Source organism: Duganella dendranthematis (assembly GCF_012849375.1).
GTDB classification, from domain to species: domain Bacteria; phylum Pseudomonadota; class Gammaproteobacteria; order Burkholderiales; family Burkholderiaceae_D; genus Rugamonas; species Rugamonas dendranthematis.
In genome coordinates this window covers 3,527,040-3,544,214 of sequence record NZ_CP051684.1, presented here as the reverse complement: position 1 = coordinate 3,544,214, position 17,175 = coordinate 3,527,040, and the positions used below count along the sequence as shown (strand labels likewise).

Below are 17,175 nucleotides of genomic sequence, written 5' to 3'. Positions count from 1 at the left end.
CGCCGGACCGCATCACGGCCGGCGCCCTTTTTTTTTTCGGATCGCACCATGAAATTCCTCACCTCCTCCGCCGCAACCTTGTTCCTGCTGGCCGGCGCCGCATACGCCGCCGACGCTCCCGCACCAGCACCAGCACCAGCACCGGCAAAACCAGTCCGCATCATTCTCGTCGGCGACTCCACCATGGCCAACACAAGCGGTTATGGCGACGCCTTCTGCGCGCGCGTCAACCGCGCCAATACCTGTATCAACCTGGCCAAGGGCGGCCGCAGCTCCGGCAGCTTCCGCGCCGAAGGCCGCTGGGACGAAGTGGAAGGCCTGCTGCGCGGCGCCGCCGCCTATCGCGCCACCTATGTGCTGATCCAGTTCGGTCACAACGACCAGCCGGGCAAGCCGGGCCGCTCGACCGACCTGAAAACCGAATTCCCGGTCAACATGACGCGCTACGCGCAGGAAGTCAAAGCGCTGGGCGGCGTGCCGGTGCTGGTCACGCCGCTGACCCGCCGCACCTTCAAGGACGGCGTGCTGGAAAATAATCTGACGCCCTGGGCGGACGTCATCCGCGCCACCGCAGCCGCGCAGCACGTGCCGCTGCTGGACCTCAATGCGGAAAGCTACGCCGCGGTGCAGGCCATGGGCCAGGACGAAGCCGACACGCTGGCGATGGTGCCGCGTCCGGCCGACTACGGCGTCGCGCCGGCCGCCGGCAAGGTGGAAGTGGCAGGCGCCGCCAAGTCGGCATTCGACCGCACCCACGTCGGCGTCAAAGGCTCGGCATACTTCTCGCGCATGGTGATGGATGAACTCAAACGCGCGGTACCGGATCTGGCCGGGCAGTTCAAGCCGGAGAGCGAGCAGTGATAGCGCGCCGCCTCGTTTCCCTCGTTCCCCTCTCGCTACTCGCTGCACTGTGCGCACCAGCGCACGCGCAGGACAGCCGCAAAGTCACCGAACCTGTCGCGCCGCCATCGTGCACTGTGCTGACCGCCGGCCCGGCCGCCGATGCGACAACCAACGATACTGCGCGCATCCAGGCGGCCATCGACCAATGCCCCGCCGGCCGCGCCGTGCGCCTTTCGGGCAGCAACGAGAAGCAGCGCTTTGTCGCCGGTCCGTTGACGCTGCGCAGTGGCGTCAGCCTGCTGGTGGACGCCGGCGCCACACTGCAAGCCAGCAGCAATCCCAAACTGTATGACCGTGGCGCCGGCACCTGCGGCACCATCGACAAGCAAGGACGCGGCTGCAAACCCTTCATCACCATCGACAACGCCAAGGGTAGCGGCATCTATGGTGAAGGCGTCATCGATGGCCAGGGCGGCCGCGTAGTCGACGGCGGCACAGAATCATGGTGGCAACTGGCGCGTCGCGCACAAAAGGAAGACGCCCGCCAGAACGTACCACGCCTGATCGAAATCACCAACGCGCAGAACATCACGCTGCACAAGATCACGCTGCGCAACTCGCCCAACTTCCACGTCACCCTGAACAAGGTGGATGGCTTTACTGCCTGGGGCATGCGCATCGATACGCCGGCCAACGCGCGCAACACCGACGGCATCGATCCTATCTCGTCGCGCAACGTCACTATCGCCTACAGTTATATCCGCACCGGCGATGACAACGTCGCCGTCAAGGCCGGCAACAACGGCCCGACCGAAAATATCTCGATCGTGCATAACCGCTTCTACAGCGGCCATGGCATGTCGATCGGCAGCGAGACCAATGGCGGCGTGCGGCATGTGCTGGTAGATGACCTGAGCATGGACGGCACCACTTCCGGCCTGCGCATCAAGAGCGATGTATCGCGCGGCGGCGTAGTGGACCAGGTCAGCTATCGCAATGTATGCCTGCGCGACGTAAAAACGCCGATCGACATCAGCACCCGCTACGCCAAGGACGCACAGGGCACGCAAATACCGGTGTTCACCAACATCGACTTCGACGATGTGCACAGCGTTTCGCCTGGACGCGTGGTGGTGCAAGGCTACGATGAACAGCGCCCGGTGCAGGCGCACCTGCATGACGTCAGCATCAGCGGCAAAGCCGATCGCAAGATCGAATTCGCCCGCATCACTGGCGATGCGATCGCCAGCGGCGACACCAGCAACTGCGCCAGCCGCTTCGTCCCCTTCCCGGAAAGCGCGGCGGTCAGCACACGTCCGCAGCTGACGCAGGATCAAGCCAGGCAGTTCTCATACGGCGAAGTGCTGAAATACGTCGGTGTGGCCGGCAAGGAAAGCATCGACCCGTGGGATCCGCTCAGCGACCCGCTGGCCAAGGGCGCCGTCTTCACGCCCGACTACATCGTCGACAAAGCGGCCAAGGCAGACGGCGTCCGTACCTTCAACACGGTGCAGGAAGCCGTCAGCCGCGCGGTGCTGGACAGCGCGGGCAAGCGCCTCTACATTCTGTTGAAGCCCGGCGTATATTCCGAGTTGGTCTACGTCCCCGCCTCCGCCGCGCCGATCACTTTGTACGGCGACGGCAAGGACGCGGCGACGACGCGCATCACCGCCAGGCTGGAAGCCTCGATGACCGGCGCCGCCTACGACGCCGTGGCCGGCCCGCAGTTCGCCAAGGCCCCGCCGGCGGTGCAGGCGATGTACGCCACCATCAAGGACCGCACGCAGATCGGCACCTTCGGCACGCAAACCGTGTGGACGCAAAATAACGGCTTCCAGGCGCGCAACCTGACATTTGAAAACGGCTACAACAAAGACACCGGCAACGCCCGCGCCGAAGAACTCCCCAACATCAACAACGTCCACCACCAGGCGCTGGCGCTGAGCGTGGACAGCGCCGACAAGGCGCAGTTTGAAAACATTCGTCTGATCGGCTTCCAGGACACGCTGTATCTGAAGTCGCCGCAAACCGGCAGCACCGTGCGTAGCTTCTTCAACAAATCGTATATCGAAGGCGACGTCGATTTCATCTTCGGCGACAGTACCGCCTATTTCTACCAGACCGAGATCCGTACATTGGGCGACCGTGGCGTGTCCTACACCGCCGCACCGAATACCTATCTGAAGACCAAGTATGGCTTCGTCTTCGACAACTGCCGTTTCACCCACGAGGGCAAGAAGAACGGCGACTTCTATCTGCTGCGCCAGTGGTTCGCCGGGTCGCGCTGCACGCCGTATGCGCCGCTGGCGTTGGACGGCTACCGCTGCACCTATGGTCCCGTCAACGTCTACAAGACGCCAACCGGCACCATCGCGCGCGTCTCGCTCGAAGCCGTCGGAAAAATGGTGGTGCTGAATTCGCGCATCGGCGCGCACATCAACCGTCAGCATCCGTGGGCCGACTGGAACAAGAAAGGCACGATCTCCTTCCGCCCGGCGCAGTACAACTCGGACGACCACTGGAACAACCTGATTAGCGCCGGCATTGATCCCGTCAAGGATCTCGGCTACAGCAAACCGCCTTCGCCGCCAGAGATCTTCCTCGGTGAGTTCAATAATTCAGATGAATAAGGAACACAGCATGACCATCAATAACCAACGCCGCAATTTAATGAAAGCCTTGCCGGCAGCTGGCGTCACGCTCAGCATCCCCGCCGTCGCCGCCACCGCGCCCGATCCGTGGCTGCAGGCGCAAGGCATCATCGATCACGTATCCAAGCCGCTGGTGTTCCGCAAAAAGGACTTCAACATCACCACCTACGGCGCCAAGCCGTGCAAGTTGAGCAAAGTGAAGGCGTGGATCTCGCACGAAGACCAGGAAGACCTGGGCACGCCGGCCGCAGGCGCCACCGACTGCTACGCCGCCATCAAGGCTGCCATCAAAGCCTGCAACGCGGCGGGTGGCGGCCGCGTGCTGATTCCTGCCGGCGACTGGTACTGCGCCGGCCCGATCGTGCTGCTGTCGAATGTGAACGTACATCTGGCCAAAGGCGCGCATGTCTACTTTAGCCAGAATCCGGCGGACTACGCCAAGTATGGCGACATTGACTGCGGCAAGAACGGCAAGCTGACCATCTCGCGCTGGCAGAGTAACGACTGTCTTAACTATTCGCCGCTGGTGTACGCCTACGGCCAGACCAACATCGCCCTTACCGGTGACGACTGGACCTCCATCCTGGATGGTCAAGGCGGCGTGCCGTTCAACGACGCCGGCGACTCTTGGTGGACCTGGAAGGGCAAGCAGAAAACCATCAACTCCATCGGCCAGGGCACCACGCCCAACTTCAAGGCCGGCAAGATGTCGGAGAACACCGTCAATCCGCTCAACGCGGAGTCGCTGGCCACCATTGCGCCAGCGCTGACCGAGGCGGAACGCCTGCTGATTCAAGGTGAAGGCGACAAGTGGCGCGCCGATGCGCAGTACCTGCCGGCGCTGTCGGAAGCCGGCGTGGCGCTGTCCAAGCGTATCTTCGGCGTCGGTCACTATCTGCGCGCGCCGATGATCCAGATTATCGGCTGCACCAACGTCCTGCTGCAAGGGTACAAAGTACAGAACACGCCGTTCTGGCAGCACCACCCGGTCCACTGCCGCAATCTGGTGATCCGCAAGGTGTATATGCACAGCCACGGTCCCAACAGCGACGGCTTCGACCCGGAGGCGTGCGATCACGTGCTGGTGGAAGACTGCACCTTCGACACCGGCGACGATTGCATCGCCATCAAGGCCGGCAAGGATCAGGATACGCAGTACGGTCCTTCGCAGAATATCGTGATTCAGAACTGCATCATGCACAGCGGCCATGGCGGCGTAACGCTGGGCAGCGAGATGGCGGGCGGCATCCAGAACGTGTTTGCGCAAAAGCTGGTGTTTGAAAACGCCAACTGGAAAACCAATCCGCTCAACACGGCGATTCGCATGAAGACCAATATGAATCGCGGCGGCTTCCTGCGCAATTTCTACGTGCGCGATTGCACGGTGCCGAATGGCGTGCAGATTACGCCGTCGTTTTACGCATCGCTGCCAGGTTCGCCGATCCAGTCGAAGACCGTGGCCACGGCGGCTGGCGCCATCGTCACCTTCGATTGCGACTACACGCCGATCAGCGACAACGTCCGCATTCGCCCGCCGATTGTGGATAACATCCAGATTTCCAACGTCAAGGCCAGCAACGTGAGCAAGGACGGCAAGACCGCATCCTGCTTCCAGGCGATTGTGATTCTGGGGCCGGTGGCGTCGGACTATAACGGTCCGCAGCCGATGCCGCCGGTGTTCCCGGTGACAAATGTGTCGATCAGCGATTGCGATTTCGGCACGCCGGTGAATACCGCGTCGCCATGGTTCCTCTTCAACGTCAAGAACATGACGCTGAAGAATGTGACCATTGGCGACAAGGTGCACAACACCGTACTGTCAGCCTGAGAGGTGCGATGATGATTCCGCGCCTGCTCTGCACCCTGGCCTTGATCGCCGCTGCACCGGGCGGCGCGGCAACCACCGTGCTGCCCGCTGCCGGCGCGCGGCAAGTCAATCCCGACACGCATTTGACGCTACGCTTCGACCAGCCGCCGGTGCTGGGCAGCGCGGGCCTGATCCGCATCTACGACACCGCCAGCGGACGGCTGGTGGACACGCTGGATCTCAGCATCCCGGCCGGCCCCACCGAACGCACCAAGTTGCCGGCAGCGCCCTACCTTGCCACGCCCTACGTCTACACCGACGGCCCGCGCGCAACCAATGCCAACACCAAAGCCGGCACACCGTCCGCCGGCGCAGAACCAGGCGATGGCAGCAAATACCAGCTCACCATCATCGGCGGCTTTACGGACGGCTTCCACTTCCTTCCTGTGATCGTACGCGACAAGACCGCGACCATCTACCCGCATAACAACCTGCTCGACTACGGCAAGCGCTATCGCGTGCAGATTGACGACGCGGTGTTCGGCCACGCGATCAAGCCGTGGGAGTTCAGCACCAAGCCACGCGGCCCGGCGGCTGACGCGCAGCGCGTGGTGGTCAGCGCCGACGGCAAGGGCGACTTCAGCACCGTGCAAGGCGCGCTGGATTACGTGCCCGATCATCCAGCGAAACGCGTGACCATTTTCGTGCGCAGTGGCGATTACGAGGAGATCGTCTACTTCCGCAACAAGTCCAACATCACCGTGCAGGGAGAACACCGCGACAAGGTCCGCATTCACTACGCGAACAATGAGGTATTCAATCCCCATCCGGCCAACATCAGCACCAACGAGCAGCCGGGCACCTTCCCGTCGCGTCGTGCGGCGTTCGCGGCGGATAACGTCAAAGGCGTGCACCTGCGCGACCTGACGCTGGAAACCACGCTACAAGGCCAGGCCGAAGGTCTGCTGATCACCGGCTCGGAAAACATCGTCGCCAACACCACCGTCATCGGCTCCGGCGACGCCTTGCAAGTCAACGGCAGCACGTATCTGCCCGACGTCAAAGTGGTCGGTCACGGCGACACGATCCTCGGCCGCGGTCCGGCATTCTTTGAACGCTGCGACATCCAGTCGCGCAACGCCTTCATGTGGATTCGTAATCCGGCCACCAATCACGGCAACGTGTTTGTCGACTGCCGCTTTACCGCGCTTGCCGGACCGACTGAATTGGCGCGCCTGCCGGCCAACAAGGGCAACAACTATCCTTATGCGGAAGCAGTACTGATCAACGCCACGCTGAGCGGCATCAGTCCCGCCGGCTGGGGGCAGATCGACGGCGACGCGGCCAACGTGCGATTCTGGGAATTCAACAGCCGCAATGCGGACGGCACGCCGGTGGATGTCAGCCAACGCAATCCAGCCTCACGCCAGCTGTCGATGGAACGCGATGCCGACACCATCCGTAACTACAGCAACCCAGCGTGGGTACTGGGCGGCTGGGCGCCGCCGCATTGATGCGCTGACGAGCGTCGCATCGCCGCCACCGCAGCGCGTGGGCGTTGGCATATACTGGCCTTACACTCAAGGAGGCCAGTCATGCGATTCCTGCCCGTGCTGTTATTGTCTGCCGCCGCCGCGCAAGCCGCTCCGAATGAGGCGCTCACTGAAGAAGCAGTGATCACTTCTTGGTGCCGCTAGTGAAGTAAAACGAAAAAAGATCGACTTCTTGTTCGCTCGGCGGACTCATCGTACGCCTGTCACCACACCAACAGCGCGCAAGGAATTGTCAGGCATGCGCTGGACCAAACCCAGCGATGAACCATCTCCTTTTTGCTTCTGGTCGTAGGCAATCTTCAGAAGCGAGAATGCCCCCTTCATGGCTCTTGCTTTGCTGATCCCCTGTTCACAAGCAAAAGTATTAAGGAAGTCGTCAATTTCTTCTGGCAGACTCAACGTCATGGTTCGCATGATGCACCTCCGCATGGTGAGGGAAAATTATACTGCGGTGGTGCGCTGCGGTCGTTTGATCCAGGCCAAACGAATCAGGGCGTGACGCGGAAGTAGTCAATGTCGGCGTGGCCGCCGTTGCCGGCGCTGAAGAGCCCCATCTGGGCGCCGACCCAGCGGCCCATCTTGGCGGTGAATTGGGCGCCGATCGGCGTGTACTTCTTGCCGTCCACGCTGTACGAGAATTGCGTGACGCCGCCGGCGATCACCTGCATGCGCAGCCACACCTGCGGCGACGGCAGCTCAACACCCGCCTCCTGCTGCTCGTGGCATTTGACGTCGGCCTGGTAGCAGCTCACCAGCGCCAGCTGGGTGCGGCCGTCGAGACGGCGCGTGCCCAGCCAGGCGTAATCGGCGCCGTACATGACCAGGCCCGCAACGCCGCCTTCGGCCTGGCCGGCAGCATCCAGTTTGGTGTCGACGGTGAAGGTTTCGGCCGGCAGCTTTTGCAGCAGCAGCGACGGCACGTCCCACAAATTACCGTCACGCGGCTGCGCAAACAGGCGCAGCTTGCCGCCATCCAGCGCGTACCACGACGGCTGCCAGTTCGCATTCCACTGCCATTGCAGGCCGAGCGCAGGCCCTTTGAATTCATCACTGGTCGGCGGCGCTGCCACTGCCTGTCCGCTTACCGGCAAGCGATAGCGCAGCACCGGCTGGCCCGCCGTGCCGCCGATGTCTTCACCGATCAGCGGCCAGCCATCGCGCCACGTCATCGGCTGCAGATGCACCACGCGGCCATAGGCGCGCTTGTCCTGGAAGTGGATGAACCAGTCCTCGCCTTGGGGCGTCTGCACCCACGCGCCCTGATGCGGACCGTTGACCGACGAGCCGCCCTGCGCCAGCACGATGCGGTCCTCATACGGCCCGTCGATACGGCGCGAGCGGAACACCGACTGCCAGCCCGTTTCCACACCGCCGGCCGGCGCAAACACGTAGTAGTAGCCGTCACGCTTGTAGAACTTAGGCCCTTCCAGCGTGGTGTACTTCGGCAGCTTGTCGCCGTTGATGATCACCGTGCCCTTGTCGTCGAGCAGGCGGCTGGCGTCCGGCGCCATGCGGCGCAAGGTCAGCACGTTGGCGAAACCGGCGCGACTGCGCGCCCACGCGTGCAGCAGATAGGCCTGGCCGTCATCGTCCCACAGCGGCGTCGGATCGATCAGCCCTTTGCCGGCCGCCAGCAGATGCGGCGCGGTCCACGGACCGGCGAACGACGTCGCCGTGATCACGTAGATGCCGAAATCGGGATCGGGATAGAAAATCCAGAACTTGCCGTCGTGGTAGCGCAGGCTCGGCGCCCACACGCCCTTGCCATGCTGCGGCTTGGCGAAAACCTCCTGCGGCACCAGCTGCGGCAGGGCGTGGCCGACAAGGGTCCAGTTGACCATGTCCGGCGACTGCAACAGCGGCAGTCCCGGCGCGTTATTGAAGCTGGAAGAAACCAGGTAATACGTCTCGCCGACACGGATCGCATCCGGGTCCGAATAGTCGGCGTGGATAATGGGATTCGTGTACACATTTTCGCGCGGCCCGGTCGCGCATGCGGCCAGCAGGGCCGCAAAGAAAAAGGGCAGACACCGCAAAAGTATCCGCCCCATCATCATGCTCCAAACGGCGTTTCGGCAACGCCTTTCACACCTGGACGCAGCAGCGCCACCGCCCCGCCCCACTCCGCATCTTCGGGCTTGCCGGAGACGATGGAGGTGACCAGCAGCGTGTCCAGATCCTTGCCGCCGAAGGCGCACATGGATGGCTTGAGCATCGGCACGTCGATGCGGCGATCCAGCTTGCCGTCCGGCGTGAAGCGCAGCACGCAGCCGCCGTCGTTACCGCAGATCCAGTAGCAGCCATCGGCATCGACCGCCGCGCCGTCCGGACGGCCCGCATAGGTCGTCATATCGGCGAACACGCGGCGATTGCTTGGCACGCCAACGGCGATGTCGTAATCGAAGGCCCACACCATGCGCCGTTGCGGATGCGAATCCGACAGGTACATGATGCGGCCATCCGGCGAAAACGCCGTGCCGTTCTGCGTCAGCAGCTCGGATACGAACGGCGCCGAAATACCGCGCCCCGCATCGTAGCGATACAGCTGCCCGACCGCCTTGGCGGCGCCCATGTCCATGAACATGGTGCCGGCCCAGAAACGGCCCTGACGGTCGCAACGACCGTCATTGAAACGCATGCCTTCACCCAGGCCCGAAGCGGGCGTCGCCAGCTTGAACGCGGACGCGGCTTGCGCCTCGCCCAGCTCCAGGCTGAAGATGCCGGTCTCCATGCCCGCAATCAGGCCGCCGCCGGCCTTGGTCGCCACGCAGGCGGCCATTTCGGCGGTGTCCCAATAGCGGGTGGCGCCGCTGGATGCATCCATGCGCCACACGCGCTTGGCGGGAATATCGACCCAGTACCACGCCGATTCCGCCGCGCTCCACGTCGGGCTTTCGCCCACCGTGCAGGAAACGCCGCTTACGCGCTCCACCTTAGCCGTTCCAGACCAGATCGCCGTTCACCACGCGCGGGATGTTCTGCGGGTTGGCGTCCTGCAGCGATTCCGGCAGCAGGTAGGCTGGCACATCCTGGTACGACACAGGACGCAGGAAGCGATCGATGGCCGAGGCGCCAACCGAGGTCGTACGGCTGTCCGAAGTCGACGGGAACGGGCCGCCGTGCACCATGGCGTACGCCACTTCCACGCCGGTGCCGAAGCCGTTGAACAGGATGCGGCCGACTTTGCGCTCCAGCACCGGCAGCAGCTTGGCGGCCAGCGCCTTGTCGTCGGCGGTAGCGTGAACGGCGCCGGTCAGCTGGCCTTCCAGGTGCTCGGCCACAGCCAGCAGTTCTTCTTCGTTCTCGGCCACCACCAGCAGCGAGGTTGGGCCAAAGATTTCGCCTTCCAGCGCGGTGTCGGTCAGGAAGCGCTTGGCCTCGACCTGGTACAGGAACGCTTGCGCGCCGCATGGCAGGTCGCCGGTCTGGCCGATCGCCACTTGCTTGACGCCATCCACGCCAGCCAGGCCTTTCACGCCGCTGGTGTAGGCTTTGTGTATGCCTGGGGTCAGCATGGTCTGCGACGGCTTGGCGCCGATGGTGCCGGCAGCGGCGTCAACGAATGCTTGCAGCTTGTCGGATTTCAGCGCGATCAGCAGGCCTGGGTTGGTGCAGAACTGGCCGGCGCCCAGCGTCAGCGAATCAGCGAACTGTTGTGGCAGCTTAGGATTGTCCAGCGCGCCTGGCAGCAGGAACACCGGATTGATCGAGCTCATCTCTGCGTACACAGGGATCGGTTCCTTGCGGGCAGCCGCAGTGTGCATCAGCGCGACACCGCCGGCGCGCGAGCCGGTGAAGCCCACGGCCTTGATGGCTGGGTGCGACACCAGGTTCTGGCCGATGGTCTGGCCCGAGCCGATCAGCATCGAGAACACGCCTTCCGGCATATTGCACTCTTCAGCGGCTTTGGCGACCGCCTTGCCGACCAGTTCCGAAGTACCCAAGTGAGCCGAGTGGGCTTTGACGATGACCGGACAGCCGGCTGCCAGTGCCGAGGCGGTATCGCCACCAGCCACCGAGAACGCCAGCGGGAAGTTCGAGGCGCCGAAGACGGCAACCGGGCCCAGGCCGATCTTGCGCAGGCGCAGGTCTGGACGTGGGGCCGGTGCGCGGTCTGGCAGTGCGCTGTCCAGCGTGGCGGATTGGAAGCGGCCTTCGCGCACTACTTTGGCGAACAGGCGCAGTTGGCCGACGGTACGGCCGCGCTCGCCTTCCAGGCGGGCTTGCGGCAGGCCGGTTTCCTGCATCGCGCGCTCGATCAGGGTCGGACCCAGATCCAGGATGCGGTCAGCGATGGTTTCCAGGAACTTGGCGCGCTCTTCCAGGCCGGTGGCGCGGTAGATGTCGAACGCCTTGTCAGCCAGTTCGGCAGCGCGTTGCAGGTCGGCAGCGCCGGCCAGGCCAAACGCTGGTTCGATTTCCACGTTACGCGATGGATCGATGGCCTTGACGGTGCCTTCTTTGCCTTGAACCGCGGTGCGGCCGATAATCATTTCGCCAACTACTTGCATGGTGACTCCTTAATGTGTGAAAAGCGCGGACGAAGCCGCGCTTTGATTTTTGCTTATTGTGCTATAGCTTAGCCGATTACTGCGCGCCCTGCTTGAGCATCAGCTTGTGCAGCATTTCAACTTCTTCGCCCGTCAGGTCGGTCAGCGGTGCGCGCACCGGACCGGCATCGTAGCCCGCCAGCTTGGCGCCGGCCTTGACGATCGACACGGCGTAACCGGCTTTACGGTTGCGGATGTCCAGGTATGGCAGGAAGAATTCGTCGATCATGCGGTTCTGTTCGGCGTGGTTGTCCGACGCCACGGCGTGGTAGAAGTCCATCGCCAGTTTCGGCATGAAGTTGAACACGGCCGAGGAGTACACCGGGGTACCCAGTGCCTTGTAGGCTGCGGCGTAGACTTCCGCGGTTGGCAGGCCGCCCAGGTAGCTGAAGCGGTCGCCCATTTTGCGCCAGATCGACACCATCAGTTCGATGTCGCCGATACCGTCCTTGAAGCCGATCAGGTTAGGGCAACGGTCGGCCAGGATCGCCAGCGAGGTTGGGCTCAGGCGGCAATTGGCGCGGTTGTAGACCACTACGCCCAGGTTGGTGGCTTTGCAGACTTCCGCCACGTGTTCGATCAGGCCATCTTGCGACGCTTCGGTCAGGTAATGCGGCAGCAGCAGCAGGCCTTGCGCGCCGGCTTTCTCGGCTTCTTTAGCGTAGGCAGCGGCCACGCGGGTCGGACCACCGACGCCAGCCAGGATCGGCACCTGGCCACGGCAGGTGTCGACGGCGGTCTTGATGATTTCAGGATATTCCTGTGGGGTCAGCGAGAAGAACTCGCCGGTGCCGCCGGCGGCGAACAGCGCGGTCGCGCCGTATGGGGCCAGCCATTCCAGACGTTTGACATAGGTCGACTTGTTGAAGTTGCCTTCCGCGTCGAAGTCAGTTACAGGGAACGACAGCAGGCCGGAGGAAAGGATTTTTTTCAGGTCATTCGGTTGCATTACAGTCTCCAATATTAACGTCTGGTGAAATGAGGAACGATATCTCGTCGTGTTGTATGACATCGTACAACTAGATCTGGATCGAAGCAAGCGATTTCACGTAAAGCTGTCAATCGCTTGCTGCGCTGTTGCTTATTTCAGTGCTAAGCGCTCACCTCTTGTTGCGCGCGACGCAGGCGCTCGCGGCTGTTGCTGAGGTGGGTGCGCATGGCGGCCCGCGCCGCTTCGGCATCCTTGCGCTGGATGGCATGGTAAATATCGTCATGCTCGCGGTTGACGCGCTCCTGGTAGGCTTTCGGATCATCGTGCGCCAGCTGCTCCGAATCCAGCCGCGCGCGCGGGATGATGGTATTGCCCAAGTCGCTAAGGATGTCGACAAAATAACGGTTGCCGGTGGCCTGCGCGATCAGCAGGTGGAACGCCTTGTCCGATTCCACCGCCACCGCGCGGTTGGGCGCCGAGACGATGCGCTTCAGCGCGGCGTCCATCAGCGTCACCTGCTCGTCGGTGCGGCGGCTGGCGGCCAGCCAGGCGGCTTCGGTCTCCAGGCTGATGCGCAGCTCCAGGATCGACAGCACGTCGCCGATGGTGCGGATGGTGTCGGCGGCAAAGATATTGGTCGGCTGCGGCTCCAGCACAAAGGTGCCGATGCCGTGGCGGGTCTGCACCAGGCCGGCGGCCTGCAGGTGCGAAATGGCTTCGCGCACCACCGTGCGGCTGACGCCGTGCATTTCCATGATGACCGACTCGGTCGGCAGTTTTTCGCCCGGTTTCAGCGTGCCGGCCTGGATGCTGCCGGTGAAGCTCTCCACCACGCCCTGGGCGAGGTTGCGGTGCTTCTTCTTCGGCAATGCGGCGGCGGGGACTGATGCGATCTGATTCATGGCGGTTGAGTTGTTGTATGACGACTATAAGGATACACGGATTGGCGCGTGCATTATATCTACAACATCATTTTTGCCACAAATTAGGGCTTAGACCAGCAGCGCCGCGCTCATCGAGGCGGCTTCGTCGGCCGATTCCAGCAGGATCTGGTCGAGCAGCGCGTTATCATCGATAAAACCGGTCAGCGACGGACTGTCCTGCCCTGCCGCCAACGGCGAGCGCACCGGCGCCAGGCGTTTGGCGATCAGCAAGGTGTCGCGCAGGCCCAGCGGCGGCGGCGTCAGCGTAGCCCCGCGCAGCGACACGATGGCCTGGCTGACCGGCTCGGGAATGCTCATCTTCTTCATCATCTCGCGGGCGATGATTTCCTGCGCCGCGCCCATCCACTCGGCAGGATCGTCCAGCAGGCCGGGAATGTCGTCGGCGCGCGACAGCAAGTAAAAGCCCCCGGCCTCGTGCACGATGCCGGCAAACAGCGCGGTGTCCGGATCGGTGGAGGTCAGCTTGCGGCCGATCACATACGCCAGCGCCGCCACGTGCGCCGTGTGGCGCCACAGCTGATCGGCCTGCCGGCGCAGCTCGGGATCGCGGATGCGGGCGCCGAACTGGCGCACCACCATCGCCGCCGCCATGGTGTACAGGTTGCGGTAGCCGACCCGCTGCACCGCTGCGCGCACGCTGGTCACCGGCGTGCCGCTGCGGTTGAACACCGCCGCATTGGCCAGCGCCACAGTGCGGGCCGCCAGCAGCGGCTCGGCCAGCACCTTGCGGATCACCTCGTCCATCTCGCTATCGGGATCGGCCAGCGCCAGTTGCAGGCGCAGCACGGCGTTGACGCTGGTGGGGAACACCAGCTCGCCGCGTGTGGCTTGCTCGACGATCTGCGAGAAGTCTTTCAGTTTTTCCATGGAAACATTATATCCTTAACGGGCGGCGCCCCTTGCAACTTGCTCGCCGGCGTTGGGGCTAAGACGCAACGCATCGGCCAGACCGAGCAGGCTGACCAGCGCCACCAGCAGGAACGCCAGCCGGTAATCGATGGCCGTCCAGTCGCCGATGCCGAGCTGCTGCGCGCTCCAATGGCCCAGGCGCACGCCGCTCGCACCCAGCGCCACGCCGAGGCCCAGCGCCACCTGGAACGCGGTGCTGAACAAGGTGTTGGCGGCCGCCATACGCTTCTGCGGCACATCGGCGAAGGCTATCGTGTTGAGCGCGCTGAACTGCATCGAACGCGTCAGGCCACCAGCAAACAGCACGGCGGCGATCACCCACACCGGCGTGGCCGGGGTCAGCAAGGCGCAGGCGGCCAGCGTGGTCACATTGGCCAGGCCGTTGACCAGAATCACCGGGCGGAAACCGAAGCGGCGGATGAGAGGCGTGGTGGCCGGCTTCATCATCAGGTTGCCGGCGAAGACGGCGATCACCAGCAGGCCGGAATGGAAGGCGTCCAGGCCGAAGCCCAGCTGGAACATCAGTGGCAGCAAAAACGGCACGGCGCCAATCGCCATGCGGAACAACGAGCCGCCGATGATCGTGATGGAGAACGTTGGTATCGCCAGCGACGACAGGTCGATCAGCGGGTGCGCGGCGCGCTTCAGATGCCAGCCCAAAGCTGCCAGCAACAGCGCGCCGGCGACGAGGCAAGCGCCCGCCTCCCGCCAGTCCGGATGCTGGCCGCCGACCACTTCCGCGCCCCAGGTCAGCAACAGCAAGGCGCTGCCGCTAAGCAGAAAGCCGGGCCAGTCGAACGGCCGTGGCTCGGCGGCGCGCTGGTCGGGAATCAGCCACCACGCCAGCACCAGCGCGATCACGCCCAGCGGCAGGTTCAGATAAAAAATCCAGCGCCACGATGCATAGCTGGTGATGAAGCCGCCGACCGGAGGTCCCAGCACCGGCGCCACCAGCGCCGGCCAGGTCAGCGTGGCGATCACCGAGATCAGTTTTTCCTTCGGCGTGTTGTTCAGCACGACGAGACGGCCGACCGGCACCATCATCGCCCCGCCCACGCCTTGCAGCACGCGCAGCCAGACGAATTCGCTCAGGCTGTTGGCCATGCCGCACAACACCGACGCCAGCGTGAAGATCGCCAGCGCCGCCGCAAACACGCGGCGCGCGCCGAAGCGCTCGGCCACCCAGCCGCTGATCGGAATGAACACGCCCAGCGTCAGCAAGTAGGCGCTGACGCCGATGTTCAACGCCAGCGGCGCCACGCCGAACGAGTGCGCGATATCCGGCACCGCCGTGGTGATCACCGTGCCGTCCAGGTTCTCCATAAAAAACGCGCCGGCCACCAGCAAGGCGATCCACTTGCTGTTGACCGGCGACTGCGTACTGCTTTGCATAAGCCGCCTTTTTTGCCGCATTGAATTCAATGCCCGACATTCTGCCGCATGTGCCGCGTGCGCGCACAACGGCTTGCAAAACGCTAGCGTAGCTTCGCATTTGCAAGTGTGTTATTCCAGCCACGAATTATGCGAACACTCGTGCCATTTTGTCGGGACTGCTATAGAGTCGAGCTACCGAACACAACCAAAAATATCGGAGACAAACCACATGAAGAGAACCGCCGCATCCGCAGCGTGCTTGACTGCACTCGCCTTGTTCGCCGGCCAAGCCGCCGCGCAATCTTCCGTCACCATTTACGGCACGCTCGATGTCGGGCTGGACCGGATCGACAAAAGCCAGGGCAACGTCCAGGGCACCGTATTTGGCGTCAGCGGCACCACGCCCGTTCCCAACAGCATCGCCGCGCCGGCCAGCGTCACCACGCGGCTGAGCCCGTCGCACACGCGCCAGAGCAATATCGGTTTTAAAGGCGTGGAAGATCTGGGCGGCGGCTATCGCGGCCTGTTCGTGCTGGAAGGCGGCATCACCATCGACAACGGCGGCCTTGCCAACGACAACCGTCTGTTCGGCCGCCAGGCGTATGTGGGCCTGACCACGCCGGTAGGCGAAATCAAGGCTGGCCGCCAGGCCAGCCCGATGCTGATCGGCTACTACCTGGTGACACCGGAAGCCCTGGGCAGCACCGACTTCTTCGGCGCCGGCCTGGTGGTTAACACCGTACAGACGTGGCAGGACAATCAGCTCAGCTATGCGATCAAGCAGGGACCGATCACGGCGATCGTCTCCTACGCCACCAACTCCGGCATCGGCACCGGCATCAGCGCCGCACGCGCCACAGCCACCGCCTCGACGCCGGTAGCGACCGGCACCACCGGCCAGATCGTCGGCGGCCAGACCGCTGGCGCGGAAACCGCCAGCGGCCGCGGCAAGACTGCCGGCGCGCTGCTGGCCTACCGCGCAGACAATATCGTCGCGCTGGCGTCCTACCACCGCAACAACTTCGACAACGTGCCGATCGGCGTGGTGTCGGGCACCACGCTGGTGCCGCTGTTCATCGGCGAGAAATTCAGCTCCTACATGGGCGCGGTGAAATACACCATCCCTGGCGTCGGCACCTCGATTGCGATTGGCGGCCACGAAGCCAAGTTCTCGCTGCGCGGCAACACCGATCCGAAAGTGCGCACCTGGACCGCAACGCTCAAGCATCCGATCGGCCTGTTCGACCTGAGCGCGATCTTCCTCGACACCCGCTTCACCAACTACACCGAAGGCAAAGACCGTGGCCTGATGCTGGGCGTGGACTACAACTTCTCCAAGCGCACCGCGGTGTACAGCCGCTTTGGCGGCATCAAGGACAAGCGGGGCAAGACGGTGGTCAGCAGCGCCACGCCATTGCCGCTGGCTGGCGGTCCTGGCGCGATCCTGATCCCGCTGGGCACGCAGGAAGTGCCGCTGTTCTCCGGCGCCGGCCAGAACATCGACGCCCGCACCACCATGTTCAGCGTCGGCCTGCGTCACTCGTTCTAACCCCGAACGAAAGGGTCTGACCCCGTACGGGGTCAGACCCTGGCCGCAGCGGTGTGCGGGTTGC

At 63.5% G+C, this 17,175-nt stretch carries 13 protein-coding genes; 5 read left to right on the top strand and 8 right to left on the bottom strand.

The window, feature by feature from the left end:
• The first annotated feature begins 48 nt into the window (after window positions 1-48).
• The 4 genes from HH213_RS16185 to HH213_RS16170 are packed head-to-tail and all read left to right on the top strand — an operon-like array spanning window position 49 to window position 6,815.
• On the top strand, window positions 49-861 hold the full coding sequence (locus HH213_RS16185; RefSeq protein ID WP_169112887.1) for a rhamnogalacturonan acetylesterase: 813 nt from the start codon (window positions 49-51) through the stop codon (window positions 859-861).
• A complete protein-coding gene (locus HH213_RS16180) occupies window positions 858-3,473 on the top strand; it encodes a pectinesterase family protein (RefSeq protein WP_229263026.1) in 2,616 nt (871 codons plus the stop codon). The genes HH213_RS16185 and HH213_RS16180 overlap by 4 nt, the downstream gene beginning before the upstream one ends.
• A gap of 10 nt (window positions 3,474-3,483) precedes the next feature.
• Window positions 3,484-5,322, top strand: coding sequence for a glycoside hydrolase family 28 protein (locus HH213_RS16175; RefSeq protein ID WP_169112886.1), 1,839 nt, complete (start codon window positions 3,484-3,486; stop codon window positions 5,320-5,322).
• A gap of 8 nt (window positions 5,323-5,330) precedes the next feature.
• Entirely contained in the window at window positions 5,331-6,815 is a 1,485-nt protein-coding gene (locus HH213_RS16170) for a pectinesterase family protein (protein ID WP_217363442.1), read from the top strand.
• A gap of 228 nt (window positions 6,816-7,043) precedes the next feature.
• Here the strand turns inward: HH213_RS16170 and HH213_RS16165 are convergent, their stop codons facing one another.
• From HH213_RS16165 to HH213_RS16130, 8 genes are all read right to left on the bottom strand, one after another.
• Entirely contained in the window at window positions 7,044-7,268 is a 225-nt protein-coding gene (locus tag HH213_RS16165; RefSeq protein WP_146235919.1) for a hypothetical protein, read from the bottom strand.
• Window positions 7,269-7,342: 74 nt separating this feature from the next.
• Complete coding sequence (locus HH213_RS16160) at window positions 7,343-8,824, bottom strand: glycoside hydrolase family 43 protein (RefSeq protein ID WP_229263025.1); 1,482 nt, start codon at window positions 8,822-8,824, stop codon at window positions 7,343-7,345.
• Window positions 8,825-8,907: 83 nt separating this feature from the next.
• Window positions 8,908-9,786 carry an SMP-30/gluconolactonase/LRE family protein gene (locus HH213_RS16155; RefSeq protein ID WP_169112884.1) on the bottom strand — a complete coding sequence of 293 codons (879 nt, stop codon included), beginning with the start codon at window positions 9,784-9,786 and terminating at the stop codon, window positions 8,908-8,910.
• A gap of 1 nt (window position 9,787) precedes the next feature.
• Entirely contained in the window at window positions 9,788-11,365 is a 1,578-nt protein-coding gene (locus tag HH213_RS16150) for an aldehyde dehydrogenase (NADP(+)) (protein WP_169112883.1), read from the bottom strand.
• Window positions 11,366-11,441: 76 nt separating this feature from the next.
• A complete protein-coding gene (kdgD, locus tag HH213_RS16145; protein WP_169112882.1) occupies window positions 11,442-12,353 on the bottom strand; it encodes a 5-dehydro-4-deoxyglucarate dehydratase in 912 nt (303 codons plus the stop codon).
• Window positions 12,354-12,496: 143 nt separating this feature from the next.
• A complete protein-coding gene (locus HH213_RS16140) occupies window positions 12,497-13,237 on the bottom strand; it encodes a FadR/GntR family transcriptional regulator (protein ID WP_110847308.1) in 741 nt (246 codons plus the stop codon).
• Between the two features lie 90 nt (window positions 13,238-13,327).
• Complete coding sequence (locus HH213_RS16135; RefSeq protein ID WP_169112881.1) at window positions 13,328-14,146, bottom strand: HDOD domain-containing protein; 819 nt, start codon at window positions 14,144-14,146, stop codon at window positions 13,328-13,330.
• 15 nt (window positions 14,147-14,161) lie between these two features.
• Window positions 14,162-15,580, bottom strand: a complete 1,419-nt coding sequence (locus HH213_RS16130; protein ID WP_169112880.1) for a DHA2 family efflux MFS transporter permease subunit — start codon at window positions 15,578-15,580, stop codon at window positions 14,162-14,164.
• Between the two features lie 211 nt (window positions 15,581-15,791).
• On the opposite strand from HH213_RS16130, the gene HH213_RS16125 reads away from it, so the two are divergent.
• Complete coding sequence (locus tag HH213_RS16125) at window positions 15,792-17,111, top strand: porin (RefSeq protein WP_110847311.1); 1,320 nt, start codon at window positions 15,792-15,794, stop codon at window positions 17,109-17,111.
• Window positions 17,112-17,175 lie beyond the last annotated feature (64 nt).

Coding starts and splice junctions, on each gene's coding strand:
- HH213_RS16185 (WP_169112887.1), top strand. CDS start 49: ATGAAATTCCTCACCTCCTCCGCCGCAACCTTGTTCCTGCTGGCCGGC.
- HH213_RS16175 (WP_169112886.1), top strand. CDS start 3,484: ATGACCATCAATAACCAACGCCGCAATTTAATGAAAGCCTTGCCGGCA.
- HH213_RS16170 (WP_217363442.1), top strand. CDS start 5,331: ATGATGATTCCGCGCCTGCTCTGCACCCTGGCCTTGATCGCCGCTGCA.
- HH213_RS16165 (WP_146235919.1), bottom strand. CDS start 7,268: ATGCGAACCATGACGTTGAGTCTGCCAGAAGAAATTGACGACTTCCTT.
- HH213_RS16150 (WP_169112883.1), bottom strand. CDS start 11,365: ATGCAAGTAGTTGGCGAAATGATTATCGGCCGCACCGCGGTTCAAGGC.
- kdgD (WP_169112882.1), bottom strand. CDS start 12,353: ATGCAACCGAATGACCTGAAAAAAATCCTTTCCTCCGGCCTGCTGTCG.
- HH213_RS16140 (WP_110847308.1), bottom strand. CDS start 13,237: ATGAATCAGATCGCATCAGTCCCCGCCGCCGCATTGCCGAAGAAGAAG.
- HH213_RS16135 (WP_169112881.1), bottom strand. CDS start 14,146: ATGGAAAAACTGAAAGACTTCTCGCAGATCGTCGAGCAAGCCACACGC.
- HH213_RS16130 (WP_169112880.1), bottom strand. CDS start 15,580: ATGCAAAGCAGTACGCAGTCGCCGGTCAACAGCAAGTGGATCGCCTTG.
- HH213_RS16125 (WP_110847311.1), top strand. CDS start 15,792: ATGAAGAGAACCGCCGCATCCGCAGCGTGCTTGACTGCACTCGCCTTG.